The organism is Calditerricola yamamurae (genome assembly GCF_054654135.1).
Map to the genome: position 1 here is coordinate 1 of NZ_BAAIFH010000004.1, position 25,540 is coordinate 25,540.

The 25,540-nt window shown below is 62.7% G+C and carries 28 protein-coding genes and 1 pseudogene; 4 read left to right on the top strand and 25 right to left on the bottom strand.

Annotated elements, in window-relative coordinates:
- Positions 1–188, bottom strand: a pseudogene (locus ACYQ0Z_RS01440) (hypothetical protein); the annotation flags it as partial.
- The gene (secD, locus tag ACYQ0Z_RS01445; protein WP_459863720.1) at positions 178–1,413 is read right to left on the bottom strand and encodes a protein translocase subunit SecD; all 1,236 of its coding nucleotides are present in this window, start codon (positions 1,411–1,413) and stop codon (positions 178–180) included. The pseudogene ACYQ0Z_RS01440 and the gene secD, both read right to left, overlap by 11 nt.
- A gap of 193 nt (positions 1,414–1,606) precedes the next feature.
- On the opposite strand from secD, the gene ACYQ0Z_RS01450 reads away from it, so the two are divergent.
- The gene (locus tag ACYQ0Z_RS01450; protein WP_459863722.1) at positions 1,607–2,230 is read left to right on the top strand and encodes a DedA family protein; all 624 of its coding nucleotides are present in this window, start codon (positions 1,607–1,609) and stop codon (positions 2,228–2,230) included.
- A 110-nt stretch (positions 2,231–2,340) separates the two neighbouring features.
- Here the strand turns inward: ACYQ0Z_RS01450 and ACYQ0Z_RS01455 are convergent, their stop codons facing one another.
- Complete coding sequence (locus ACYQ0Z_RS01455) at positions 2,341–2,625, bottom strand: post-transcriptional regulator (RefSeq protein WP_459863724.1); 285 nt, start codon at positions 2,623–2,625, stop codon at positions 2,341–2,343.
- 126 nt (positions 2,626–2,751) lie between these two features.
- Here ACYQ0Z_RS01455 and spoVB point away from each other — a divergent pair, with 126 nt between their 5' ends.
- Positions 2,752–4,332 carry a stage V sporulation protein B gene (gene spoVB, locus ACYQ0Z_RS01460; RefSeq protein WP_459863726.1) on the top strand — a complete coding sequence of 527 codons (1,581 nt, stop codon included), beginning with the start codon at positions 2,752–2,754 and terminating at the stop codon, positions 4,330–4,332.
- A 32-nt stretch (positions 4,333–4,364) separates the two neighbouring features.
- On the opposite strand, the gene ACYQ0Z_RS01465 is transcribed toward spoVB, so the two are convergent.
- The 3 genes from ACYQ0Z_RS01465 to ACYQ0Z_RS01475 all read right to left on the bottom strand — a co-directional run bounded on the left by ACYQ0Z_RS01465 (position 4,365) and on the right by ACYQ0Z_RS01475 (position 6,845).
- On the bottom strand, positions 4,365–5,051 hold the full coding sequence (locus ACYQ0Z_RS01465; RefSeq protein WP_459863728.1) for a DUF421 domain-containing protein: 687 nt from the start codon (positions 5,049–5,051) through the stop codon (positions 4,365–4,367).
- A gap of 77 nt (positions 5,052–5,128) precedes the next feature.
- The gene (gene corA / locus ACYQ0Z_RS01470) at positions 5,129–6,109 is read right to left on the bottom strand and encodes a magnesium/cobalt transporter CorA (RefSeq protein ID WP_459863730.1); all 981 of its coding nucleotides are present in this window, start codon (positions 6,107–6,109) and stop codon (positions 5,129–5,131) included.
- A gap of 61 nt (positions 6,110–6,170) precedes the next feature.
- Positions 6,171–6,845, bottom strand: coding sequence for an SLC13 family permease (locus ACYQ0Z_RS01475; RefSeq protein ID WP_459863732.1), 675 nt, complete (start codon positions 6,843–6,845; stop codon positions 6,171–6,173).
- 135 nt (positions 6,846–6,980) lie between these two features.
- Here ACYQ0Z_RS01475 and ACYQ0Z_RS01480 point away from each other — a divergent pair, with 135 nt between their 5' ends.
- Both ACYQ0Z_RS01480 and ACYQ0Z_RS01485 read left to right on the top strand, forming a co-directional pair.
- Positions 6,981–7,352, top strand: coding sequence for a TIGR04086 family membrane protein (locus tag ACYQ0Z_RS01480; protein WP_459863734.1), 372 nt, complete (start codon positions 6,981–6,983; stop codon positions 7,350–7,352).
- Positions 7,353–7,458: 106 nt separating this feature from the next.
- The gene (locus ACYQ0Z_RS01485) at positions 7,459–8,277 is read left to right on the top strand and encodes a phosphatase PAP2 family protein (protein WP_459863736.1); all 819 of its coding nucleotides are present in this window, start codon (positions 7,459–7,461) and stop codon (positions 8,275–8,277) included.
- 89 nt (positions 8,278–8,366) lie between these two features.
- On the opposite strand, the gene yajC is transcribed toward ACYQ0Z_RS01485, so the two are convergent.
- From yajC to ACYQ0Z_RS01580, 19 genes are all read right to left on the bottom strand, one after another.
- Positions 8,367–8,666 carry a preprotein translocase subunit YajC gene (gene yajC / locus ACYQ0Z_RS01490; protein WP_459863738.1) on the bottom strand — a complete coding sequence of 100 codons (300 nt, stop codon included), beginning with the start codon at positions 8,664–8,666 and terminating at the stop codon, positions 8,367–8,369.
- A 34-nt stretch (positions 8,667–8,700) separates the two neighbouring features.
- Complete coding sequence (gene tgt / locus ACYQ0Z_RS01495) at positions 8,701–9,831, bottom strand: tRNA guanosine(34) transglycosylase Tgt (protein WP_459863740.1); 1,131 nt, start codon at positions 9,829–9,831, stop codon at positions 8,701–8,703.
- 62 nt (positions 9,832–9,893) lie between these two features.
- Positions 9,894–10,925, bottom strand: a complete 1,032-nt coding sequence (gene queA, locus ACYQ0Z_RS01500; protein WP_459863742.1) for a tRNA preQ1(34) S-adenosylmethionine ribosyltransferase-isomerase QueA — start codon at positions 10,923–10,925, stop codon at positions 9,894–9,896.
- A gap of 33 nt (positions 10,926–10,958) precedes the next feature.
- The gene (locus ACYQ0Z_RS01505; RefSeq protein ID WP_459863744.1) at positions 10,959–12,890 is read right to left on the bottom strand and encodes a SpoIID/LytB domain-containing protein; all 1,932 of its coding nucleotides are present in this window, start codon (positions 12,888–12,890) and stop codon (positions 10,959–10,961) included.
- 109 nt (positions 12,891–12,999) lie between these two features.
- Entirely contained in the window at positions 13,000–13,221 is a 222-nt protein-coding gene (locus tag ACYQ0Z_RS01510; RefSeq protein ID WP_459863746.1) for a DUF2905 domain-containing protein, read from the bottom strand.
- On the bottom strand, positions 13,218–14,219 hold the full coding sequence (gene ruvB, locus ACYQ0Z_RS01515; protein ID WP_459863748.1) for a Holliday junction branch migration DNA helicase RuvB: 1,002 nt from the start codon (positions 14,217–14,219) through the stop codon (positions 13,218–13,220). The genes ACYQ0Z_RS01510 and ruvB overlap by 4 nt, the downstream gene beginning before the upstream one ends.
- A gap of 21 nt (positions 14,220–14,240) precedes the next feature.
- The gene (gene ruvA / locus ACYQ0Z_RS01520; RefSeq protein WP_459863750.1) at positions 14,241–14,870 is read right to left on the bottom strand and encodes a Holliday junction branch migration protein RuvA; all 630 of its coding nucleotides are present in this window, start codon (positions 14,868–14,870) and stop codon (positions 14,241–14,243) included.
- Complete coding sequence (gene ruvC, locus ACYQ0Z_RS01525) at positions 14,867–15,367, bottom strand: crossover junction endodeoxyribonuclease RuvC (protein WP_459863752.1); 501 nt, start codon at positions 15,365–15,367, stop codon at positions 14,867–14,869. Before ruvC ends, ruvA begins: the two co-directional genes overlap by 4 nt.
- Positions 15,368–15,493: 126 nt before the next feature.
- The gene (locus tag ACYQ0Z_RS01530; RefSeq protein WP_459863754.1) at positions 15,494–15,874 is read right to left on the bottom strand and encodes a DUF488 domain-containing protein; all 381 of its coding nucleotides are present in this window, start codon (positions 15,872–15,874) and stop codon (positions 15,494–15,496) included.
- 207 nt (positions 15,875–16,081) lie between these two features.
- A complete protein-coding gene (locus ACYQ0Z_RS01535; protein WP_459863756.1) occupies positions 16,082–16,621 on the bottom strand; it encodes a BofC C-terminal domain-containing protein in 540 nt (179 codons plus the stop codon).
- Between the two features lie 133 nt (positions 16,622–16,754).
- A complete protein-coding gene (locus ACYQ0Z_RS01540; protein WP_459863758.1) occupies positions 16,755–17,513 on the bottom strand; it encodes a YebC/PmpR family DNA-binding transcriptional regulator in 759 nt (252 codons plus the stop codon).
- 120 nt (positions 17,514–17,633) lie between these two features.
- Positions 17,634–18,383: an NAD(+) synthase gene (gene nadE / locus ACYQ0Z_RS01545; RefSeq protein WP_459863760.1), complete on the bottom strand. Its 750-nt coding sequence runs from the start codon at positions 18,381–18,383 to the stop codon at positions 17,634–17,636.
- 28 nt (positions 18,384–18,411) lie between these two features.
- Positions 18,412–19,443 carry a hypothetical protein gene (locus ACYQ0Z_RS01550; protein ID WP_459863763.1) on the bottom strand — a complete coding sequence of 344 codons (1,032 nt, stop codon included), beginning with the start codon at positions 19,441–19,443 and terminating at the stop codon, positions 18,412–18,414.
- A gap of 27 nt (positions 19,444–19,470) precedes the next feature.
- Positions 19,471–20,121 carry a LysM peptidoglycan-binding domain-containing protein gene (locus ACYQ0Z_RS01555; protein WP_459863765.1) on the bottom strand — a complete coding sequence of 217 codons (651 nt, stop codon included), beginning with the start codon at positions 20,119–20,121 and terminating at the stop codon, positions 19,471–19,473.
- A 79-nt stretch (positions 20,122–20,200) separates the two neighbouring features.
- The gene (ilvE, locus tag ACYQ0Z_RS01560; protein ID WP_459863767.1) at positions 20,201–21,100 is read right to left on the bottom strand and encodes a branched-chain-amino-acid transaminase; all 900 of its coding nucleotides are present in this window, start codon (positions 21,098–21,100) and stop codon (positions 20,201–20,203) included.
- Positions 21,101–21,243: 143 nt separating this feature from the next.
- Positions 21,244–22,155: a prephenate dehydratase gene (pheA, locus tag ACYQ0Z_RS01565; protein WP_459863769.1), complete on the bottom strand. Its 912-nt coding sequence runs from the start codon at positions 22,153–22,155 to the stop codon at positions 21,244–21,246.
- Between the two features lie 2 nt (positions 22,156–22,157).
- Positions 22,158–23,156: a homoserine kinase gene (thrB, locus tag ACYQ0Z_RS01570; RefSeq protein WP_459863771.1), complete on the bottom strand. Its 999-nt coding sequence runs from the start codon at positions 23,154–23,156 to the stop codon at positions 22,158–22,160.
- 19 nt (positions 23,157–23,175) lie between these two features.
- On the bottom strand, positions 23,176–24,246 hold the full coding sequence (gene thrC / locus ACYQ0Z_RS01575) for a threonine synthase (RefSeq protein WP_459865059.1): 1,071 nt from the start codon (positions 24,244–24,246) through the stop codon (positions 23,176–23,178).
- Positions 24,242–25,537, bottom strand: coding sequence for a homoserine dehydrogenase (locus ACYQ0Z_RS01580; protein ID WP_459863773.1), 1,296 nt, complete (start codon positions 25,535–25,537; stop codon positions 24,242–24,244). The genes thrC and ACYQ0Z_RS01580 overlap by 5 nt, the downstream gene beginning before the upstream one ends.
- Between the last annotated feature and the right edge of the window lie 3 nt (positions 25,538–25,540).

Below are 25,540 nucleotides of genomic sequence, written 5' to 3' on the forward strand. Positions count from 1 at the left end.
ACACGTGTGCCGGCCTGAAAATCCACGCCCAACTTCAGCCCGAAGGAAGTGCCCAGCGCCGTGGCGAAAACGGCGATCAGTCCCACCACCATCACCACGGCCGAAAGCAGAAAAAACAGGCGGCGGTGCTTGACGAAGTCGTACCGGTAGGAAAACAGCTCCTCCTGTTTCATCCGCTTAGAGCTCACGGATGTCACGCTCCTTTACGCCGAAATACCCCGGCGTCTGACCCACTCCGCCGCGCACGAGCCAGTTGATCAACAGACGCGATCCGAACACCGCCGTCAGCATGCTGACCAGGATGCTGATGATCAGGGTGATCGCAAAGCCCTGTACCGCGCTCGTGCCGATGAAGAAGAGCACCACTGCCGCCAGGATCGTCGTCAAGTTGGCGTCGATGATGGTGACGAGGGAGCGCCGTGTCCCGCTGCGCAAGGCCGAGAGGATCGATTTGCCGGCGCGGAGCTCGTCCTTGATGCGCTCGGCGGTGATGATATTGGCGTCGACCGCCATGCCAATCCCCAGGATGATCCCGGCGATCCCCGGAAGCGTCAGCGTGGCGTTCATCCATGTGCAGGTCAACAGGATGAGGAAGACGTAGGCGGCCAGGGCGATAACGGACACGATCCCCGGCAGGCGGTAGAACCCGATCATGAACAGCACGACAAGCGCCGTACCGACGACACCGGCGCGGATCGTCTCCTCCAGGGCTTTTTCACCCAGGCGCGGGCCGACGGTGTTGGCAAAGACCTCCTCCAGTTTCACCGGCAGTGCCCCGGCGTTGAGCAGGTCGGCCAGCTCGCGCGCTTCCTCGACGCTTTCCAGGCCGGTGATCATCGCCGTCCCGCCGGCGATGACCTGCTGGACCGTCGGACTGGAGATCATCTCGTTGTCCAGGTAGATAGCCAGGGGCTTGCCGATGTTTTGACGCGTGATCTCCTCGAACTTTTTGGCGTCCTTCAGCTCGAGGGTGACGATGGGCCGGTTGTATTGGTCGAAATCGGGCTTCGCCCCGTTCTCCTTCAGGTCAGCCCCAGTCATCACCACCTTCCCTTCGACATCCACAAAGCGCAGCTCGGCCGTCTTGCCGATGATCTCGCGTGCCTTATCTTGGTCGAAGACGCCGGCCAGTTTGACGCGGATGCGGTTCGATCCTTCGATGGCGATGTCCGGCTCGGCGACGCCCAGAACGTTGACGCGCCGGTCGATAGCCGCCACCGTCGCCACCAACGTATCGCGGGTGATCGCCTGCCCTTCCGCAAGCGGTTTCACTTCGTACAGGACCTCAAACCCGCCGCGCAGATCCAACCCCAATTTCACGTCCTGGAGCACATCATCCGTAAACAACCCGATAACGCCGGCGGTCAACGCAACGGCAAGAAAAAACGACAGCAGGTAACGAACGCGCTTCATCGTTTTGCCATTCCCCCTTGTGTGACCCGGACACGTCCCTCGCGCAACCTCTCTAAGTGTAACATAACCTGCCGAAAATCGGTAGAAACCCATCGTGGCCCCAACCCACCACACATGTGTGCATCGTAACTTCACGTATAATGAAAGCGAAACGCAGCCCACCCCCAATCCTGGAAAAAGGAGCGAAACCATCATGATCGAGACCTTCGTCGACCTGTTTCACCAGTTGTACGACGTGAAAAGCCTGATCCAGTGGGGCGGCCTTGCCCTCATCTGCCTCATTCTGTTTGTTGAGACCGGTCTGTTCGTCGGCTTTTTCCTCCCCGGCGACTCGCTGCTCGTCACCGCCGGCATTTTCGCCGCCGCTGGGCACCTAGACCTCGGCGCGCTGCTGGCGCTCGGATCGCTCTGCGCCATTGTGGGCGACCAGGTGGGGTATTCCATCGGCCGCGCCACCGGCCAGGCCCTCTTCCGGCGCGAAGATTCCCGCTTCTTCAAGCGTCGCCACCTGGAGCGGGCCAAGGTCTTCTACGACAAACACGGAGCCAAGACGATCGTGCTCGCGCGTTTCGTCCCCGTCGTTCGTACGTTTGCTCCCGCGGTGGCAGGGGCCGCGGCGATGAACTACCGCCGTTTCGTCGTTTACAACATTTTCGGCGGCCTCCTGTGGGTCATGAGCATGGTCCTGGCCGGATACACCTTGGGGTCGGCCGTGCCCAACATCGACCGGTACATCCACTACGTCATCGCGGTCGTGATCGTTCTGTCCCTCATTCCCGGGGTGTGGGAATGGTGGAAAACGCGCCGGCGCCCCTGACCACCGCTCACTTCCCCTCACCGACCGCCCTGCGCCCCAATCCGCGAAAGAAGCCGGCACGGGCATGCGGGATGCCGCATCCGTGCCGGCTGTTTTGCTTGCGAACCGCTTCATTTCACCGCTGCTGCCGATTGCGCCGTGGAGACCGACTCCTTGTAGGCTTGCCGCATCAGCCAGTCCATCACCTTGGTCGGGGTAAGCGTCAGGATGTCATTGACCAGTCTGTGCAGCGGGGGCCACGTATCCCCGTACCGTTCCCAGACACAGCGCCAGATGTCCTGGGGCGAGATGTTGGCGTAGCCCATCAGCGCAAAATCGCTCGCCTTCAAGCGGCACAGCTCCTTAATCTGGTCCAACTGGTCGAGGTATTCAACGGACGATCGTTCGGCGGACATGCCGACCCTCCTTCCCTCCCGGCGGGATCGTGTCTCCGTCTCGTCACGTCTGGGGTCATGCCCCGGACTGGACATGGCATATACGTGAACCAGATGGCTATCTCGACCGGAAAGAAGGGAGCGAGGTTGCGCAAACAATCCTTTTTCCAGGGGACGCTCATCCTGATCGGCGCAGGGCTCCTCACCCGTTTGCTCGGCTTCATCCCGCGCATCGCCCTGCCACGCATCATCGGCGCCGAGGGCGTGGGGTTGTACACCATGGCCGCCCCCACGCTGTACCTGATGGTCACGCTGGCCACCTTTGGGCTCAACGTCGCCGTATCCAAAGTGGTGGCCGAGGCGGAGGCCCGCCGCGACACGGTGCGCATGCAGAACACCTTGCGTCTGTCACTGGCCTTCGTGCTCATCCTCAGCCTGGCCATGACCGGACTGATGATCGGCCTCGCCCCGTTCATCTCCCATTACCTGCTAACCGATCCGCGCAGCTATTACCCGCTGGTCAGCATCGCCCCCATCATCCCCATCGTCGCCGTGTCGTCCGTCCTCCGCGGCTACTTTCAAGGGCGACAGAACATGGTCCCCACGGCGATGTCCAGCATCGCCGAGGCCGCGTTTCGCATTGTGGCCGTGCTGGGACTGGCCTGGACCTTTCAACCCTATGGTGTAGCCTACGCGGCCATGGGCGCAATGATCGGCGTCGTGCTCGGCGAATTCGGCAGCCTGTGCGTGCTCCTGTTGTATTTTCGGCGCAGCAAATGGCGCGACCGCTTCGCCTTGTGGAACCGCACCTCCGGCTTCGTGCGCCGCCATTGGTCACTGGCCAGCGACCTCAGCCGGGTGGCCATTCCGGTCACCGCCAGCCGCCTGGTGGGCAACGCCATGTATTTCATCGAACCCATCGCCGTCACGCAGAGCTTGGCCATCGCCGGAATCAGCACCGCCGTGGCCACCTCGCTCTACGGCCAGCTGGAAGGGATGGCCATTCCCCTGCTCTTGATGCCAACTGCCATTACCTATTCGCTTTCCGTTTCCCTCGTTCCTGCCATTTCAGAAGCCGCTGCGCAAGGGAATTATTCCCTCATCAACCGGCGGTTGTACCAATCGCTCCGCCTGGCGTTCGTCATCGGCGGGCCGTGCGCCGTCCTCCTTTACGTGTTGGCCCACCCGCTCTGCGATCTGCTGTGGCGGGCGCCGGAGGTGGGCCGTCTGCTGGAAATCATGGCCCCCTTCTCCCTGTTCTTGTACATCCAGGGGCCGCTGTCCGCCGCCTTGCAGGGCCTGGACCGAGCCCGCGAGGCGATGCGCAATTCGATCATCGGCGCCATAGTGAAAACGATGGCCATTTTCGCCTTTGCCACCCATCCGCGCCTGGGCATCGACGGCGTGGCCATCGCCATCAACATCGGCATGGTGCTGGTTACGCTGCTGCACCTTTCCAGCTTGGCCCGCACCATCAGCCTCACCCTTGCCCTGCGCGACTATGGAAAAACCGCCCTGGCCCTTTTGCTCATGGGGTACGTTGCCCGCTATGCCTACGAAACGTGGTTGTCCGGCCTTTCCCTCGGCGGCCGGGTGTTGGCCACCGGCGCGCTGGCCTTGCTTGTCTACAGCGTCCTGCTCGTGTGGCTGCGCGTCCTCGGCCGGCAAGACATCCAGCGCATCCCCTGGATTGGCGACGTGCTGGCCCCTTACTTCCCCAAACGCTAAACCCCCGCCGGATCACCGTGCTGGACCGCACGTCAGCGGGGGTCTTTCAGATCGACAAACAGGTGCCCAGTGCTGTCGATGCTGCAGAAGGCCACTTCGCGAAACTCCCTGGCCCCGTATCGCTGGATCTGGTTTTTGAGCCAAAACCGCGTCTGGCCAATTTGCGCCAGATTCTCGTCCTTCACTTTCCCGTCCACAATCAGCGGCAGGGGCAGACCGCCCGCCGATACGGGGCGGATCCCCAACTCCTCGCGCGTGGGCATCTCCTTTCCCGGTTTGAGCCGCACGCTGAGCTTGCCCGAAGGCTCGAGGATGGCAAACTCCACGTCAGCCAGATTGTGCACGTTTTTCTCGCGAAGCTGCATGAGCAAATCGTCCAGGTTGTAGCGGTTGCGGGCCATTTCCCGATCCCGGATTTGCCCGTGCTCCACGAGGACCACCGGCTTTCCGTCGACCAAATGGCGCAGTTTCTCGCTCTTGAGCGAGGCATACGCCATGAGGATCTGCACGGCCATCAGCGTGGCGATGGGGACCAGGCCATTTACAAGAGGCCGGTTGGTCTCCTCGATGACGATGACGGCGATCTCGGCGATCATGATGGAGACAACCAAGTCAATAACCGACAGTTTGCCGATCTCCCGTTTGCCCATCAGGCGCATGATCACCAAGATAAAAAAATAAATGAACAGCGTGCGCAGGAAAATGATGAACAGGTCCATGGCGACCGTTCCCCTTCTGCTTGCGGTATCCATAGTGTCACCGGCGCGCCATGCCCTATTCCCGTAAACCTTCTCCATCACAACCAGCGCCGCTTCTTGAACGCATACAGCATGCAGCCGGCCACGGCGGCCATGAAAAACACAATCACGAAAAAGGGCCACAACGAACCCTCACGAACGAGCGGAAAGGTAACGTTCATGCCGAAAATGCCCGTAACAAACGTGAGCGGAAGCATGATCGTCGAGATGATGGTCAGCACCCGCATGATTTCTTGCGTACGCGCATTGATGATGGAATTGTACGTCTCCAAGGCGCGGTTCACCAGGTCGCGGTTGGTTTCCGTCGCGTCAACGATGCGCTCGAGATGGTCAATCAGATCGGTGTAAAACGGAATGTTCTCCTCGCGAATGGGAAACGCCCACCTTCCGTTTACGTCCTTAAACACCCGCCGCTGCGGAAGAATGACACGGCGGATGAGGATGAGCGTCCGCTTGAGCGCCAGGAACTCTTCCGTGATCGCCTCTACGTCGTCATGCTCGTAGATTTCGTCCTCCAGCTCGTCGATGCGCACGCTAATGCGCTCAAGGATAGGAAAGTACTCATCGGTGATACCGTCGACAATGCAATACAGCAGATAGTCGGGACCTTTGTTCATGTACTCAATGCTTCGGTGACAGGCCGCGGCGATGCGTCCGATGGGAGGCATCGGAGACTTGTGGATGGTCACCAGGTAATTGGGGCCGAGAAAGACGTTGAGCTCCAGCGTGGTGACCTCTTCCTCGCTTTCCTCGTTGTACCGGAGGGCGTGCAGCACGAAAAAATAGTAGCCGTCATACCGGTCCACCTTGGCCCGCGGGCTGACATGCAAACAGTCTTCAATGGTCAACGGGTGGAAGTCGAACAGCTTGGCAATGTATTGCAACTCATCGTTGCCCACGTCATACAGGTCAATCCAGAGGAGATCCTCCGGCGATTTCAAGAAGGTGTGCATCTTCTCCAGGTCAACGTCATGCTCCATTCGACGTTCGGAGTGGTTGTAAAAGTATGTCTTGATCACGGTGGACCTCCTTTCGTTCCAGCCGGTGAGGGCGGCCAACCCGGCGTCCCTCACGAACCGGTCACGAGAAAGTAGCGCAACCACAGGTAAAGGTGGGATACAAGGAGGGCAACAAAGGTAAGCGGAGCGCCGACCGCCAGGTAACGCCAAAAGGTAATCGGGACGCCTTCCCGCGCCGCCATCCCGGCAACAACCACATGGCCGATGCCCCGATCAGCGTTCCGTTTCCGCCCAGGCAGGCCCCCAATGCAAGCGCCCAACACAGGGGTTCCAGCGCCTTGTCCTGCAAGGCATAATCCATCCCGTGACCCAGATCCTGAATCAGCGGGATCATCGTTCCCACAAAGGGAATGTTGTCCACGAACGCCGACACCACCCCGGACAACCAGAGAATGAGGTAGGCGGCCCGTTCGATGTCATGGCCGGTGACCACCAAGGCCTGGGTCGCCAGCCATTTGATCACGCCGACGTGCTGCAGGGAACCCACAAGGACAAACAGGCCCACAAAAAAGAAAATCGACACCCACTCCACGCTGTGGAACGCCGTTTCGACGTCCCGCTCGTCAGCTTCCTCGAGCGGCAACACCCCTGTGAGAACGATGCCCGTCGCTCCCGCCAGCGCGGCCACGGCCCGGTTGTGGAATTCCGTAATGATGACCAGGTACGTCAACGAAAAGAAAACCAGTGCCATCACCAGTTTCCAGGACAAAACGGCACTTGGCGGCACGTGTTCCACGCCGCTCGCTCCCTCCGTGCGTTTCCTTCCTCCATTATAAAGAGCGGCCGAGACCTCGTCCACGAGCGAAATGGCATGATCGCCTGCCGCCCGTCATAAGGATGAGATGACAGTATACGGACAGGGGGAGACAGGATGCGACCTTCTCCGTTCTCATCTATCGGCTGGGGCCTCTTTGTCGCCACGCTGCTCGTCTTTGCCGGCTCGCTGCTGACCGCGACGGTCCTGCGCTTCACCAGTGTGAGCGAGCAAACCCTTTCGTATTGGACATACGGCACCTCGGCAATCGCCTTGCTCATTGGAGGGTTCGTGTCAGGCCGGCACAGCGGGCATCGCGGGTGGTACTATGGCGGCGTAACCGGCCTGTTATACGGGATACTCATCTGGATCATCGGCTTTCTGGGGTTTGACGCCTCGTTCGACACCGCCACCCTGTGGTTCCTGGTGGTGGCCTTCCTCTGTGCCGCCTTAGGCGGCATCCTGGGCGTCAACCTTTCGCGAAATTGAATGCGTTCCCTCTGCGACGGGAGCCGTCTTTCCATCCGCCCCCTCAGAACACCACTGCGAATATGATATAGTGATACTGGGGAGTGTCACGATAGGGGGCGATCCTTTGACGTTCAACATTTGGTTCAACCTTTTGGCCATCGCTGCAACTACGGCCGTCTTTACATGGTATGCCACCGGCCGGCAACCCTTGGCCGCCGCCGGTCAGTTTCTCCATGATCTGCGCACCAGCCGTCCCGCACGCCTCCACTTTCTGGCCATGCTGGTGCTCTTGGTCCTGAACAAGGTGGAACTGAAACTGGAAGAGGAGTTGCATGTGCCGGTCGACTTTACCCCGCTGATCTATTCCCTTGAGGGCAACCTTGTCTACCGGGTGCAACAGCTCTTTGCGCACCCTGTCCTTACCTATGTGCTGACATACTTTTACGTCGTGGTCCTGATCGCCATGCTTGTCTCCTCTTTCCTCGTGTATTCCCAGGAACGCAACCTGAAAGCCTTCCTGACCCTTACCTATGCCTTGATGCTCAATTATTTTATCGCGATCCCATTTTACTTTTTATTTCCCGTTCTGGAGGTTTGGGCCTATCACCCTCACGTGACGTTTCTCATCCCCCAGGTCTACCCGGGGTTCGAAGCGGAATACCGGCCACTGTCCGGTCTGGACAACTGTTTCCCCAGTCTGCACACCTCGCTCTCGGTAACGTTGGCCCTCGTGGCGTCGCGTAACGGCCACAAGCGCTTTGCGCGCTTGCTCGGCCTCTGTGCCGGGGTGATCATCTTCTCGATCTTCTACCTCGGCATCCACTGGTTCTCCGACATGACGGCGGGGTTGCTCTTGGCCCTATTCGCTGCCAGGGCGGCCGAACGGCTAGCCCATGCGGCAATGGCGGAACCGAAAACGCAAATGTCGGTGGAAAAACAGTGAAATCCCCTGCATATACGAACGGACCCTTCTCCTGCCAAGTGGAGAAGGGTCCTTTTGCGTGCTCTCCACGGAAATTCGGAAAGTCAGGCTCACTTCTCTTCGTTGAGCACCGCCTTGATCGCACCGCGCTCGAACGTCAGCCGCGTGCTTTCGTTGACCCGCAGGACCACCTTGTCCTCGGTCAAATCGACAATGGTGCCGTACAGGCCGCTAAACGTAACCACGCGATCGCCTTTTTTGAGGGCGGCAATCATGGCTTGGTGCTGCTTCTGCCGTTTCTGCTGCGGACGAATGAGCAGGAAATAGAAGATGGCCAACATCACCACCAGCATTAGAACGGACGACATCCAGCTTCCTTGCTGCGCGGCAGGCTGGGCCAGATGCATCATACCGATTGCCTCCTTCTATTATTAAAGATTAAGGTTAAAACGCGCGGTCCTCCTGCATCTGATAACGCGCGTAAAACGCGTCACGGAAGTCAAGCAGCCGGTCTTCGCGGATCGCCTGGCGAATTTCGGCCATCAGGTTTAGCAGGAAGGCCAGGTTGTGGTAGGTGGTCAGGCGGATGCCGAGAATCTCGTCGGCCTTGATCAGGTGGCGGATGTACGCTCGCGTATAATTCCGGCACACGTAGCAGTTGCAGTGCGGATCGAGCGGGCCAAAGTCACGGGCATACCGGGCGCTTTTGATGACGAGCCGACCCTCGGTGGTCATCACCGTGCCGTTGCGCGCCACGCGTGTGGGCAGAACACAATCGAACATGTCGATCCCACGGATCACGCCCTCGATCAGCGCGTCGGGGGAACCGACGCCCATCAGGTACCGGGGCTTGTCGGCCGGCAGGAGTGGAACGGTATACTCCAGTATCTCGTACATCACCGCTTTTGGCTCGCCCACGCTCAGGCCGCCCACGGCGTACCCCGGCAAGTCGAGTTCCACCAGCTCCCGCGCGCTTTGCTCGCGCAGATCACGGTACACGCCGCCCTGAACGATCCCAAAGAGAGCCTGGTCTTCCGGCCGCCGATGCGCCGCGAGAGAACGCCGGGCCCAACGCGTTGTACGGGCCACGGACTGCTTGACGTACTCGTATTCCGCCGGATACGGGGCGCATTCATCGAAGGCCATGATGATGTCGGCCCCCAGGGCATTCTGAATCTCGATGGCCTTTTCGGGGCTCATAAACAGCTTTTCCCCGCTAAGGTGCGAACGGAAGGTTACCCCTTCCTCTTCGATCTTCCGCAACGAACTTAAACTGAACACCTGGAATCCGCCACTGTCGGTAAGAATGGCCCGGTCCCAGTTCATGAAGCGGTGCAACCCCCCAGCCTCGCGCACGATGTCGGGCCCGGGGCGCAAGTACAGGTGGTACGTGTTGCTGAGCACGATTTGCGCCCCCAGCGTTTTGAGCTCTTCGGGGGTCATCGCTTTGACCGTGGCCAAGGTCCCCACCGGCATAAACACCGGCGTGTCGATTACACCATGCGGGGTGTGAAGGCGCCCCAAACGCGCCCCGCTCTGGCGGCAGACGTGAACCAGCTCATACCGAATGGCCAACCTGTTCCCTCCCAAACATCTTCCAGTATACCCACGGTGAACACCAGACCAAACACCATTGTTTAGAGAATGAGCATGGCGTCGCCAAAGCTGAAAAACCGGTAGCGGCGGGCAACCGCCTCGCGGTAGGCGGCCAAAATGCGCTCCCGTCCCGCGAAGGCGCTGACCAGCAAAATCAGGGTAGAACGCGGTAAGTGGAAGTTGGTAATTAGAGCGTCGATGGCGCGAAACCGGTAGCCGGGGTAGATGAAGATGTCCGTCCACCCGCTTTCGGCGACAAAGCGCCCGTCGTGCCGCTGGGCCACCGTCTCCAACGTGCGCGTTGTCGTCGTGCCCACGGCGATGATGCGCCCGCCACGCGCGCGGGTGCGGTTCAAGAGCTCGGCGCACGCCTCGCTCACTTCGTAATACTCGGCGTGCATGCGGTGGTCTTCCACGCGCTCGGTCGTCACCGGCCGAAACGTGCCCAATCCCACATGAAGGGTGAGGGTGGCGATGTCCACGCCCTTGGCGGCAATTGCATCGAGCAACTCGCGCGTAAAGTGGAGCCCGGCCGTCGGCGCGGCGGCAGAACCGGTCTTTTTCGCGTACACCGTCTGATAGCGCTCCGGATCGTCCAGCTTGGCGCGAATGTATGGCGGAAGGGGGATCTCGCCCAACCGGTCGAGAACGGCAGAAAAATCCTCGCCTTCGTAGTCAAAGCGAAAGACGCGCCCGCCCGCCTCGGTCACCCCTTCACAAACGCCACGCAGCAGGCCATCGCCAAAGGAGACGACGGTGCCCGGCCGCACGCGCTTGCCGGGTTTGACCAGCGTCTCCCAGCGATCGTCCCCGAGGTCTTTCAGAAGCAGCACCTCAATTTTGGCCCCGGTCCCCTCCTTCACGCCAAACAGGCGCGCCGGCATCACCCGCGTGTCATTGAGCACCAAGGTATCTCCCGGCTGAAGGTATGCGATCACGTCTCGAAAGCGGCGATGCTCCAGCTTCCCCGTCTCCCGATGCAGGACCATCAGGCGCGACTCCGCCCGGTCGGGCAAGGGCGTTTGTGCGATCAGCTCTTCCGGCAAGTCAAAGTCGTAGTCTTTGATGTCCACCGCCGCCCATCCTTTCTCTGAACACGATCCGGATTAGCGTTTCTCGAGCGTCGTCCCCGGATAATAGTGGCGCAAGATGTAGTCGTAGGATTTCCCACTTTTGGCCATGGAAATCGCCCCGTACTGGGACAGCCCTAAACCATGCCCATATCCCATGCCATGGAAACGGAAGACGGCATCCTTGGCCACCACGCGCAAGCGGGTGTCGGCACCAAGGACAAAGAACACATCGTTCGTGCCGTTGGGTTGGCTCACGCCTCCGGATGCAGACACCGCCGCCAAGCTCACGTCCCGATTGGGAAACTCCACCTGTTTCCCGCCGGCAGCCAACACGGTGAAGCGCCCCATCTCTTCCACGTCAAACTTCGTGCTGCGCAGGGACACCGTTGAACCGCTCGACGTCGTTTCGCGGAACAGGGAGCGATATTGATCGGGATACTTCACGGCGATGGGCAGGCCGTTGGCGCGCAGTTCCACAACCCGCCCGGACGGGCCGCGCTTGGCCACTTCCAGCCGCTCGACACGGCCGACAATGGAAAGCGAGGTCCCGCTGTTGATCATCTGCGCCAACGCTTCGCCGGTAAAGGGTCCGGCGATCCAGCGGTAGGCATTGTTTTCCTTCACCGACTCCAGCAGCACCACACGTGTGCCGCCAGGGAGCACCACGCTCACGGGGTACTGGGTGCTGGGCCCTTTCCGCACATTTAGGCTCGTCGTCGTTTCACCGTAGAACAGGCCGAGCGGGTGCCGTTCTTGCAGGGTTTTCACGTATCCGCCATGGACATACCCCACGATCCCGCCCGGCGTGACCACGCGGTACCAGACGGGGGCGCTGTCGTCGGGAAGGGTGTCCGGGCTGGCCACCGGTTTGAGGTACGGCACAGGATTGCCCCACACTTCGCTGCCGTCCGCCGTCATGCCCCCGGCGTTCGAGTAATAGAGGGCTTCGGCCAGCTGACCGTTGTACGTCAGCACCATCCCCGCCGTGGCATCTACTGCCTTGCGCACGGCGTCGTTCTCGGCCTTGTAACCCTTATAGACTTGGTCGTACGTTGAATCGGACAGATGGGCCACTCCATACTTGTTGGCCGCCCGGGCGCGCAGCGCGTAGGTGCGGGCGATTACCGCCTGGGCCTTTTGCGCTTCCAGGGGCGACGAACCGCCAATTTCCACGCCGACGACGCCATAGAGGTACTGCTCCAGCGGCAGTTCGTTAATCAGGGCCAGTTTCCCGCTCGCCACGCGCACTTCCATCTCGCCACGGTAGGTCTGGTTGCCCTTTTCCGCCACCGCCGTGACCGGCACGCCGCTGCTCGGCTTCGGAACGAGGCGCACCACCTCGCTCGTCGCCATCCCCAGGGCCACTTTTCCATTGGGCCAATCGATCAGGACATAGCGCGGCGAACCGCTCGGAAACACCCGTTTCAAGAGCTGGTCAACCGGCTCGAACGTCCGCTCCGGCACCAGCTGTTGCAAGACCAAACCGGTTTTCTGGTGAGCCTGCGGCGTGGTATCGTTCCCCGTCCATACGTAGTAGCGCACGCTTCCGCCTTCGGGAACGGCGGCCACGCGCGGAGCAGCACCGGCCGCCAGCGCACCATTTTGCACGGCGACGCGAATGCGACTCTGCATGGCCCGTGCCTCGTCCAGGGTGGCAAAGGGCCCGGTGCTCCACCGCAGTGCCGTCGTGTCGGCAGATACGGTGATCGCTTGGCTACTGTTCACGGTCAGGTACGCCACACGCGAACCGCCCCCCACCCCATACACGGTTACCCCGCTCGGGGACGAGAGGGTATAGGACGAGCGCGTATCGCGGTACAGCTTGCCGATATCAATAAAGAGCGCCACGCGTATTGTTCCCGTAGCCGCTTCTGCACCCGAAGCCTCCGGCGCGCCGATGGGGCATGCCGCTCCCCACACCAGAAGGCTGACGAGTGCCATCACGAGCGCGATGCGTTTCCGCATGTTCTCCCTCCTCCCCACGTTGCCCCCCCTTCCCTTCGACAAATCGGCGCCAAATCCTTCCCGAAACCGCAATGTGCAGAAGATTTCAGCGCCCATACCTTCCGTTTTCTTACCGCCAGAAACGCCCCAGCACCGTCAAGAGCAGCGACAACACCACACTGATCACAAGCGAGGAGACGATCGGGAAATAGAACCGCACGTTTTCCTTCTCGATGGCAATGTCGCCGGGAAGCCGCCCGAGCGGCAGAACGCGTCCAAACACCTGCCACAGCAGCCCCACGACCACCAGGACCAATCCCGTTACCACGAGAAATTTGGCCACCGGGTTCACGTCTGCTTCACCTCCCGCCGAAAGTGCTGGTACGCCAGGGGCGTGGCCACGCGCCCGCGCGGCGTGCGCTGGAGAAAACCGATCTGCAGCAAGTAGGGTTCGTAAACGTCCTCGATGGTATGCGGTTCCTCACCGATCATCGCTGCCATCGTTTCCAGCCCCACCGGTCCACCGCCAAAGGTGTCGATGATGGACAAGAGCAGCTTGCGGTCGATGGCGTCGAGGCCCATCGGATCCACCTGCATCCGCTCGAGGGCATCCCGCGCCACCGCCCCGGTAATGACCCCATCGCCGCTGACCATGGCAAAGTCGCGCACCCGCTTGAGCAGGCGGTTGGCCACCCGCGGCGTCCCCCGCGCGCGACGGGCGATCTCCCGCGCGCCGTCCTCCTCGAGGCGCACACCGAGGATGTCGGCGGCTCTCAGGAGGATGAGCACCAGTTCGTCTTCCGTGTAGTATTCCAGACGGGCCACGACGCCGAAGCGGTCGCGGAGGGGGGAGGACAGAAGGCCAGCCCGCGTCGTCGCCCCGATCAGCGTAAAGGGCGGCAGATCAAGACGCACCGACCGCGCGCTGGGCCCCTTGCCGATGATGATGTCCAGGGCAAAATCCTCCATCGCCGGATACAGTACCTCTTCCACCGCGCGCGGGAGGCGGTGGATCTCGTCGATGAACAGGACGTCTCCTTCCTCGAGGTTGGTGAGAATGGCCGCCAAATCCCCGGGCCGCTCAATAGCCGGCCCCGACGTGGCGCGCAGGTTGACCCCCAGCTCGTTGGCAATGATGACCGACAGCGTCGTTTTCCCGAGTCCGGGCGGGCCGTACAAGAGCACATGATCGAGCGCTTCCCGGCGCATCTTGGCCGCCTCGATGAACACACGCAAGTTCTCCTTGACCCGCTCTTGCCCGATGTACTCCGACAGAAAGCGCGGCCGCAGACTGTACTCCACGGCCGCGTCTTCCGGGGCAAGGTGGGCGGATATGATGCGTTCCTCCACGCCTGTTCCCTCCCCTTCCGCCTACACCTTGGCCAATTTCCGCAACGCGCGACGGATCAGCGCTTCGGTGGACGCATCCTCGACGGGTTCCGCGCGCAATGTCCTCAGCACCTCACGAACCTCGTGCTCGTGGTACCCGAGGGCCAAAAGCGCCTGACGGACCTCCTCAAAGGGCGATGCCGGCTCCGCCACCGGCATCCCCGCCTCCTGCCCATTGGGCCACCCGGCGGCTCCTTCGGAAACGGCGGGCATCCCCAGCCCCCGCACCTTGTCCTTGAGATCGAGGATCATGCGCCGCGCCGTTTTGGGCCCAATGCCCGGGATGCGCGTCAGATACCGCTCATCCTCGCGTTGAATGGCGGTGACCAGATGCTCGGGCGCAGTGGCGGCGAGGATGGCCAGGGCGCCCTTGGGCCCGACACCCGACACTTGCAAGAGCAACGCAAACAGTTCGCGCTCGTCGCGACTGGCAAAACCGTAGAGAACCTGCTGATCGTCGCGGATGTAGTGGTAGGTGTAGACGCGCACGCGCTGGCCCACGCGAAAGCGGTACGGATCCGCGGTCAAGACGCGGTACCCCACGCCGCCGGTGTCGACGACAACGCCCTGTTCGTCCACGTGGTCCACCGTGCCGGAAACGAAATCGATCACCGCTCGGCCCTCCCCACCTGCTGCGCCCAGGTTGCGGCGTGGGCGTGGGCGATGGCAACGCCCAAGGCATCGGCGGCGTCGTCCGGCTTGGGCACCTCCCGAAGCCCCAAAAGCACGCGGACCATCTCCTGCACCTGGCGCTTGACGGCCTTGCCGTAGCCGACCACAGCCTGTTTCACCTGCATCGGCGTGTACTCGTACACGGGTAAGCCCGCCTGCTCGGCCGCGAGCAAAATCACGCCCCGCGCCTGCCCGACGGACAGCGCCGTGGTGACGTTGCGGCCCCAAAAAAGCTTTTCCAAGGCGACCGCATCGGGTTGCACATCGGCCAAGAGCGCCATCATGGCCTCGTAAACCTGGCGGAGGCGCGCCCCGTCGTTGTGTTGCGCGTCGGTGCGCAGGCAGCCGTAGCGAACCGGGATAAGGCGATGGCCCTGCCGTTCGATGACGCCGTACCCGACGAGGGCCAGGCCGGGGTCGATGCCGAGAATGCGCACACGTGTTCCTCCTTTGGTCGTCACATCGCAGCCGTCCGAACACAGTTTCCCCCTCATTATAGCAAAAACCGGGCCGCCTGCCAGGGGAACCGCTCATCAGGAATCCCGGTTTTGCCGCCAACGCGCTCACGGTCCACCGGGGACATCGCCCCATGCCCCTGTCAACACCGCCCGCAACACCACGGCGTGGTTGTGTCGTTCGTCTTTGGCCGCATACAGCAGCGTAACCGGCCCTTCCTCCGCCCATTGCCGCAGCTGCGCCAGGCACGCGCGGCGCACCGGATCCTCCCGCAGCTCGCGCACATAACGAAAGCAAAATTCGGAAAACCGTTCCGGCCGATGGGCGAACCACTTTCGGAGCTCGGGGCTCGGCGCTACGTCCTTCATCCACACGTCGATGCTCGCCGCTTCCTTGGCAAGGCCCCGCGGCCACAAGCGATCCACCAAGACGCGTCGCCCGTCTTCAGAATGGGGCGGCTCGTACACGCGTTTGAGATGAATGCGCATGTCCAACCCAATCCTCCACGTGTTCCACAATTTCACGTCCACGCCTTTCCTTTAATGAATTATGCCTCCACGCTGTCCAGTCTTCCCGTGAAAAATCAAAACCGGCTCACGCGCGGGCAAACCCTCGCGAAAGCCGGTTGGACACGTTTCGTTCCTCGACCTCGGGAAGATGGCAATTGCGTTCCTTCTTCCCGGTGCATTTCCCCTTCATTCCTCCAGGGCAAATTCGCCAAAGGTCGAGAGAATGCTGTTGTACTCGGCCAGGTTGGTGACGCGAATGCCTCGATGCAGCATGGCCAGTTCCTCGGGCGGAAGGCTCGATTCCATCCGCTTGATGTCGAGGGGATAAAAGGTGTGGATCACGTCCCCCTCGCCCGGCGGCCCGCCAAAGATGGCCAAAATGCTTCCGTCCAAGAGCCCAAAATACCCGCGGGCTTTGGTCACAGGGGAGATGTCTTTGATGTGCCGTTCAAACACGTAGCGCCGGGACGTTTTCTCCACCAGTTTCCAGTCACGGTACCGCTCGAGGAGGGCCGCTTCCGAGGGCAAGGTCACCGTCTCCCGCGTCTCCTCTTCGTAGCCGTCCACGTAGATCCGCTTCAACACCACTTCGGCCACCAAGGCCGGCCCCGGCGGCTTGTTCACCCATCCTTCGATGGCCACCACCAACGCGCCGGCTCCGTATCCCAACCCCGCCGCGAGGAGAAAAGCCATCACGGCGAGGAACAGCCACCGTTTCCGCTTCACGCGGGTTTTCCGCCTGGTCTCGCGTGCCCAACGTTTCAACCGCATAAAACATGCCCCTTTTTCCCCTTTTTTTGCTAGTTTAGCCAGGGGAAACGGGGCCTATACGTCGGGCTGGCGCGTTACCGGTTCCGTATCAGGATTCACTTAGCTTTTCCATTTCCTCCTCATCCATATCAAAATTGGTGTAGACGTTCTGCACGTCGTCGTGCTCCTCGAGGTAATCGAGCAACTTGAGCATGCGCGCGGCGTCCTCGCCGGAAAGCGCCACCGTCGTCTGCGGGATCATCGTCACTTCCGCGGTGGAGAAGGTAAACCCTTTTGCTTCGAGGGCCTCTTTGACCTGCTCAAAATCCTCCGGCTCGGTGATGATGTGATACGCGTCGTCCTCGGTTTTGAAATCAGACGCGCCGGCTTCCACCGCTTCCATCATCACCGTGTCCTCATCGGCATCGGTGCTGGCCTTGTCAATGACCAGCAGCCCTTTCTTGTCAAAGAGATACGACACACAACCCGTCTCGCCCAGGTTTCCGCCAAACTTGGTGAAGGCGTAGCGCATGTCGGAAGCGGTACGGTTGCGGTTGTCCGTCAGTACATTCACCATAACCGCGACGCCGCCTGGACCGTAGCCTTCGTAGGTGATCTCCTCGTACGTGACCCCTTCCAGTTCGCCGAGGGCTTTCTTGATCGTCCGTTCGATGTTTTCATTGGGCATGTTCGCCGCGCGGGCCTTGGCGATGGCCAAGCGCAGGCGCGGATTGTTCTGGGGATCCCCGCCGCCAAGCCGAGCAGCAACAAAGATTTCCTTGGAGATCTTGGTAAACAGCCGGCCGCGAATGGCATCTTGACGACTCTTGCGGTGCTGGATGTTCTTCCACTTCGAATGACCAGCCATGTCCAACACCTCCCGAAAGTCCACCGTTCAGTGTAGCACAGCGCGCCAAAGGCGGTCAAAGGCAATCCCTTGACGAAAAAAAACGGCCTCCTCAAACCAGGAGGCCGGTGCCCAGGGCGCCTAGAAGCGCGGCGGAGAAGGCGGCAACTGCCGCTTGTGGGCCGATCGTTTGTGCAAGGTGAGGATGATTTCCCGGTCGCGGTCGGAAACCGGCTTGCCGTCCAGAAAGTCGTCGATGGCGTCGTAGGTGACGCCCATCTCCTCTTCGTCGGTCTGCCCTTCCCACAGGCCAGCCGTAGGCGCGCGGCTCACCACCTCTTCCGGGACGCCAACATAGCGGGCCCATTCCCGCACTTCACGCTTGCGCAGATTGGCGATGGGCAGAATGTCCACGCCGCCGTCGCCATACTTGGTGAAGTATCCGGTGTACACTTCGGCGGCGTTGTCGGTACCTACCACAAGGTAGTTGAGGGTGTTGGCCACCGCATAGAGCGTGCACATGCGCAGCCGCGCACGCAGGTTGCCGTCGGCTGCGCGCGTCGGCGTGTGTTCGTTAGCAAGGCCGGCCGCGCGCAGCTCCTGCTGCACCGTTGCAAACAGGGTTTCATGCACCGCCGACAGGTCCATTTCCAGGTGGCGAATGCCACAGGCTTCGACCACCTTCAGGGCGTACTCCCGGTCAATGGGGTTGGATTTGCAGGGCAGGATCAGCCCCAACGACGCGTCGGGACAGGCCCGTTTCACAAGAAAGGCGGTGAGCGCCGAGTCGACTCCGCCACTGATGCCCACCACCAGGCCCTTCGCCCCGGTGAACTTCACCTGCTGCCGCAGCCACTCGACCACAAAGTTGACTTTCTGCTCTAGGTTCATGCTCCGCTCCCCTTTGCCGGTCATCGCTTTACCCCGATTGTACCACAGATGGGGGAGGCGGCAGAATCTCTCCCGCCCAGATGCGGAACAGGTGGGCGAGGGCTGCCTCGCGCCGGGGCCGAAGCCTCCACGCGTAACGCAAAAAGGCAAGGGAACGGGGCGGCGAATACCCCTTGGTCCCGCGCCAGGCGCCGAGCGCTTCGCGCATCTCGTCTGCCGGAAACCGAAGAAGGTAGGGGATGAGCCGGCGCTCGCCCGGATCGAGGGGGCGCACCCGCTCATAGGCCGCGGCGGCTACAAGGCCCACATCCGGCCGCCAACGCGCATCCCACAAGGCGCGGGACAACAGCTGTACGAGATCGCCGGCCTGCCAGTCGATTCCGAAAGCGTCAAGGTCAAGCAGGTAGACGTCATGCCCGTCGACGAGAAAATTGTGCCGCGCCACATCGTGATGGGCCACTGCGCCGAACAGGCCAACATCGCGCTGGTTGTACGCCATCAGGATCGGAACGGGCAATACGGCCAGGGCCGTCTCGGCTTCGCGCAGGATCACCGCTCCCGTTTCAGCGATCCAGCGGGCAACGGGGCTTTTGCCGGGATGCGCCGAAGCCTGGCGATACACGCGCAGGTATTCCCAGTAACGATCGGTCAGGCGCGACAAATAGGGAACGTCCCTCCCGTGGCGACAGGACCAGACGTGAACCGCCGCACGGTGAAAGGTGGCGAGCGTTTCCGCCACGCGGGCCACTTCGCTCTTTTTTCCGTAGTTCGCCGGTCGCCCGGGCAGGCACGGCATCACCACCCATCTCCGTCCGTCCGCCTCCCAATAGGGCTTCCCGTCTCGCGCCGGGAGAAGCGTGATTGTGCGGCGAAACCCGTTAGCATGGACACGGGACAGCAGTTGGTGCAAGTGGTCGATGGAAAACCGAAGGGAATAGGCCTTGAGGACGTACGCACGGCCGTCGGCGTCCTCGGCGAAGGCCACCTTTTCCGTCTCGCGCGCCGCTACAAGGTGGAGTCCAAACGCGTTGCCAACCTCCCGCCACGTTACACGGGCCATGGCCGCTCCCCCCGCGATCACCCGGCATCAGCTGTCGTCGCTCTCCTCCGCATACGTCTCCCACAGCGTCGGTACGTGATACAGGGTGGATGGATACAGCAGCGGATGCGGGGGCGGGGGGAACTGCGCAGGGGACAGCACCGGTCCGGAATACCCGCCCCAACCGGGCACCGCCGGCCACGGCCAGCCATACCACCCATAGGGACCGGCCATGGACGGCGGGAACGCCGGCGGAGCCGCAACCGGAGGCACATATGCCGACAACCCGTCCGGGTGGCCGTAGGAGCCGGCAAAGGCATGGGATTCCGTGTGCGCCGCCGAAGAAGGCGCTGCATCCGCGGCGGGCGGTGCGGACGACAATACGGACGCCTCCCTGTCACGAGCGGACGAATCGGGGAACGATCCGTCGGCGGCTTGCGCCGTCGGCTTTCCGTCATCGGCAGGGTTCCCATCGACGCCAGGCCCTTCCGCCCCCGCGCGCTCCGGTTCAGCCGCGCGGGGGATGCGCCGGCGCACCGGGGCCGCGCGGGGCACGGGCACGCGCACCTTCGTCCCCGGTGCGAGGGCGTCCGCCGGTCCGAGCTGCGGGTTGGCCCGGCACAACGTGGTCAGGTCCACACGGTACAGGCGGGCAATCTTGCTCAGCGTCTCCCCGCCGCTGGCGATGTGCAGTTTCACGGCAATTCTCCTCCTTTCTGGGCACCGTCACTCCATCTTATGCGGGAGCAACGGTTTTGCCCCGGGAGGAGCATTTCCGTCAGCTCACGTGTTTGGCCGCCTCGGGAAATACGGGCGTGCCGTCGACGCGAACCCGTCGGCGAAACGCCTCTGTCAGGCGGCGGGTGATGGGTCCGGGCACGCCGCTGCCGATCGTCCGACCGTCCACCTCAACCACGGCAATGATCTCCGCGGCGGTGCCCGTCAGGAACACCTCGTCGGCCACATAGACGTCATGGCGGGTGAAGGGCTCCTCTTTGACGGTATAACCCAAATCTTGCGCCAATTCCATCACCACTTGGCGAGTAATCCCCTCAAGGGCCCCGACGTAACCGGGAGGCGTGTACAGAACGCCACGACGTACGATGAAGACGTTGTCCCCCGACCCTTCCGCCACGTATCCGTCCTGGTTAAGCATCAGCGCCTCGGCTACACCGGCCAGGTTGGCCTCGATCTTCACCAGGACGTTGTTCAGGTAGTTGAGGGACTTGATTTTGGGGTTGAGCGCATCCGGTGTGTTGCGCCGCGTCGGCACGGTGACGACACGGATGCCCCGCTCATACAGCTCCTTCGGCCACAGCCGGATCTGGCTGACGATGATGACCACCTGCGGCCGGGTGCAGGAGCGCGGATCCAGCCCGAGGTCGCCCACGCCGCGGGAGACGATGAGGCGAATGTATGCGTCGCGCAGGCCGTTTTTCCGCACCGTGGCTACGACGGCCGCTTCCATCTCCTCCGGCGTCATGGGGATGTCGAGAAGGATGGACTTCGCCGAGTCGTACAGCCGCTTGATATGGTCGCGAAGACGAAAGACGACACCGTCATAGACGCGAATGCCCTCAAACACACCGTCGCCGTAGAGAAATCCGTGATCGAACACCGACACTTTCGCCTCGTCGCGGGGAACAAACGCCCCGTTCATGTAGATCCACTCACCCATGCTCTCCGCCTCCTACCCGATGTTTTTTGAATTTGTTGAAAATTTTAATCAATGAAAGAGAGGATGCTTCTGCGGGAAGCCGCTTGCGGTTCGGCGGCCGTATCGCCCGCAGAAGATCCATCTCCTTCCTCTCATGGTGAGGCTCATGATTTAGGCTCATTATACGAAGAAGAAGAAGACACGTCAACGACCGTTCGCACTCCCTCGTCCCCCGCCGTAAAACAGGGATACGAGCCGAGCACACGCACGGCACAGCCGAGGGCCTGAATCTCGGCTATCGCTCCGGGCAGCAGCACGTCGCCGAGGGGCCGTTCCACGTCGATCATAAAGTGGTAGCTGCCCAGCCCCCTGCGCGTCGGACGCGACTCGATGCGCGTCAGGTTCAGCTTACGCCACGCAAAGGCCGCCAACACCTGATACAGCGCGCCGGGATAATCGTGGGGCAGCGTAATGAGGAGCGTCGTCTTGACCCGCGCGCCCTGATAGGGGTACGCCGATTGGCCGACGACAAAAAAGCGCGTCTCGTTGTGGGCGAAATCTTGAATGGGACCGGCCAGCACGGCCAGCCCATAGCGCTCTGCGGCCAGGCGCGTCCCCACCGCCACCCAGGGACAGTCGGGATGCTCGGCCACCAGGCGGGCCGCTTCCGCCGTACTGCTGGTGTAGCGGATCTGGGCCCCGGGGAGTTGCCGGCGCAGAAACTCCCGGCACTGGGCGATGGCGTGGGGATGGGACAGCACCACCTCCACGGCGTCAAAGCCCAGCCGGGCCGTCTGCTCCGCCGCGAGCAAGTGCTGGCGAACGGGCAGCACCCATTCGGCGACGATGGGCACATTGACGTGGTGAATCAGCCAGTCCAGCGTCAGCGTGACCGAGCCCTCGATCGAATTTTCCACCGGGACCACGCCGTACACGTCGCTGTCCGCCTCCGCCGCCTCCAGCACGTCGGGCACGCTGGAAAGCTCCACAAAGCGGTGATGGGGATCGGGGAAGGCGGCCCGTGCCGCCGCCTCGGTAAACGTGCCGCTCGGTCCCAGGTAGACCACCTTGGCCATCTCTACCGCCCCTCCGCCTTCCCGTTTCGCCAAATGCGGGCACCCTCGCCGTCGGGCCGGAATGTGCGCACGGTGCCGGAGAGGCCGCTTTCGGCCATTACGCGACGGAAAAAGGCGGCCACACGCTCCGCCTCCGCGAACGTGAAGGCGACAACGGTGGGGCCGGCGCCGCTGAGGGCAGCCCCGAGGGCCCCATGGTCCGCCGCCTCCCGCACCATACGCTCGGCCCCGGGAATGAGCGGCAAGCGGTACGGCTGGTGCAGCCGGTCGCGCATCGCGTCAGCCAGGCGGTCCCACCGGCCGGTGGCGATGGCGGCGACGAGGAGGCCCGTCTGGCCAAGGGCGTAGGCGGCGTCGCGCCGGGACACGGCTTCGGGCAGCACGCGGCGGGCCTTGGCCGTCTCGAGGGGCATGTCGGGTATGGCGGCCACCACGACCAGCTCCTCCGGTACCGGAAGGCGAAGGTACGGGACGCGCCCGTCGTCCTGCCGCACGGCGACCACAAAGCCGCCGAACAACGCTGCGCCAACGTTGTCCGGGTGCCCCTCCAGTTCCGTAGCCATCGCCAAGAGTTCGTCCCGCGCCAGCGGTTCGCCCATATACGCGTTGGCTGCCACAAGCCCGCCGACGATGGCCGCCGCGCTGGAACCGAGCCCCCGGGCCAGGGGGATGTCGCTCTCCACCTCGACGCGCAGCGGGGGAACGCTGTGACCGAGGCGCTCGAAGACCCGGCGTACGGCGCGGTAGACGAGGTTGTCCTCCGTCGCCGGCGTACCGGCAAGCATGGGACCGCGGGGCACGACCTCCGTCCGCGCCGCCGCTGCCAGGGTCACGGTGACGTAGCAGTCCAAGGCCAGCCCCACCGCGTCGAATCCGGGGCCGAGGTTGGCCGTGCTGGCCGGCACACGCGCGGTGACAATCGGACGGCGGGTTTGCTCCTCACCGGCCAGCCCTGCCCCGCTCATCCCCGGGATACGCGCCATCTCCGCTCCGTCACCCACCGCTTTGCACCCCGATGCGTTAGCCACGGTTGCCACCCGCTTCCCGAATCGCCGTCAGCACCGCGTCCTCTGTCGCCGCCACGCGGCGGGGCTTAAGATCGACCGCTTCCAGTGCCGTGTTCGGATCCTTCAGCCCGTTTCCCGTCAGCACGCACACCACCTTGACCCCGCGCTCGATCAGCCCAAGGTGGCGCATTTTGGCCACGCCGGCCACCGATGCGCTGGAGGCCGGCTCGGCAAAGATGCCTTCCCACCGGGCCAGCTTGCGGTAGGCGTCCAGGATCTCCGCATCGGTGACGAAGTCGATCCGCCCGCCGGACTCCTTCGCCGCCCGCACCGCCCCGTCCCAGCTCGCCGGGTTGCCGATGCGGATGGCCGTGGCCACCGTCTCCGGCTCGGCGATCGGCTCACCGCGGACGATGGCCGCCGCCCCCTCGGCTTCGAAGCCGAACATCCGCGGCAGGCGCGTCGCCCGCCCGGCGCGGCGGTACTCGCCAAACCCCTTCCAGTAGGCGGTGATGTTCCCCGCGTTTCCGACGGGAATGGCCAGGATGTCCGGTGCGTCGCCGAGGACGTCGCAGATCTCGAAGGCGGCCGTTTTCTGCCCTTCGATGCGGTACGGGTTGACCGAGTTGACCAGGGTGACGCCATGATGCGCGGCGATGGACCGCACGATGGCCAGCGCCTGGTCGAAGTTTCCGGCAACGGCCAGCACCTCGGCCCCGTACATGACGGCCTGGGCCAGCTTGCCAACCGCCACGTAACCGTCGGGGACAAGGACGATGCAGGAGAGGCCGGCGCGCGCCGCGTAGGCCGCCGCCGACGCCGAAGTGTTGCCGGTGGAGGCGCAGATGACGGTGCGGCTCCCCTCCTCTACCGCCTTGGCCACGGCGACCACCATGCCGCGGTCCTTGAACGAACCAGTGGGATTGGCCCCTTCGTACTTGACGTACAGCTCGACGTCCAGCTCCTCCGACAGGCGTGGACAGAAGAGGAGCGGCGTGTTGCCCTCGTGCAGGGTCAGCTTCGGCGTGCGCTCGGTTACCGGGAGATACGCGGCGTATGTGTCAAGAATGCCGGGCACCTCAATCCTCTCCTTCTACGCGGTAGCAGCTTTTGATCTCGCGCACCACGTCGAGGGCGGCCAGCCTCGCCAGCGCCTCGTCCTTGCTCTTTTTCGTCGCGTGGTGCGTCACCAGGATAATCTCGGCCTGGCCCGCTCCCTTGAACGGTTCCTGCAACACCTGGGACAGGCTGATGTCGCAGTCGGCAAAGAGCTGCGTGATCTTGGCCAGCACACCGGTGCGGTCGTCCACCACGAGGCGCAGGAAATACTGGGCCACCATCTGCTCCGGTGTTTTGAGGGCCTTGGGACGATACGGCGCGACCATGCCGCGGCCATTGACACCCAATTTCATGTTCTTGACCACGGTGACGAGATCCGACACCACCGCCGTCGCCGTCGGCAGCTCACCGGCCCCAGGGCCGTAGAACATCGTCTCCCCGACGGCCTCGCCGTACACGTACACCGCATTCATCACGCCGTCCACGCTGGCCAGCGGATGGCGCTGGGGAACCAGCGTCGGCTCCACGCTGACTTCAATCAGCCCATCCTCCTGAGCGGCGATGCCGAGCAGCTTGATCTCGTACCCTAGCTGCTTGGCATAGGCAATGTCTTCGGCCGTCACCTTGCTGATCCCCGTCACGTCCACCTCGTCGAGCTGCACTTCGGTGCGGAAGCCCAAGGTGGCGAGGATGGCCATCTTGCGCGCCGCATCCAGCCCTTCGACGTCCGACGTCGGGTCGGCCTCGGCGTACCCGAGCTCCTGCGCTTCACGGAGCGCCTGGGCGTAGTCGGCTCCTTCTCGCGACATCTTTGTCAGGATGTAGTTCGTCGTGCCGTTGACGATGCCCATCAACTTGGTGATGCGGTCGGATGAAAACCCCTCGACGAGGGCTCGCAGGATGGGGATACCCCCGGCAACGCTGGCCTCGTAAAAGACGTCACAGCCCCGCTCAGCGGCCAGGGCCAGGATTTCCCCACCGTGGAGGGCCATCAGGTCCTTGTTGGCCGTCACCACGTGCTTGCCGCGACGCAGCGCCTCCAACAGGTACTGGCGCGTCGGCTCGACATGCCCCATCACTTCGACCACAACGTCAATGGACGGGTCCTCGAGGATGTCCCGCGGGTCAGTCGTCAACAATTCGCGGCGGACGCGAACGGCCCGCGGTTTCTCCGGATCGCGCACCAAAATGCGCGCGATGCGGATGCGCATGCCGGTCTGGTGCATCAGGTCCTCTTGATGCCCTTCGATGAGACGCACGACGCCGGTTCCGACCGTGCCTAACCCCATCAGGCCGATGTTGATCGTCTGTTCCATGGT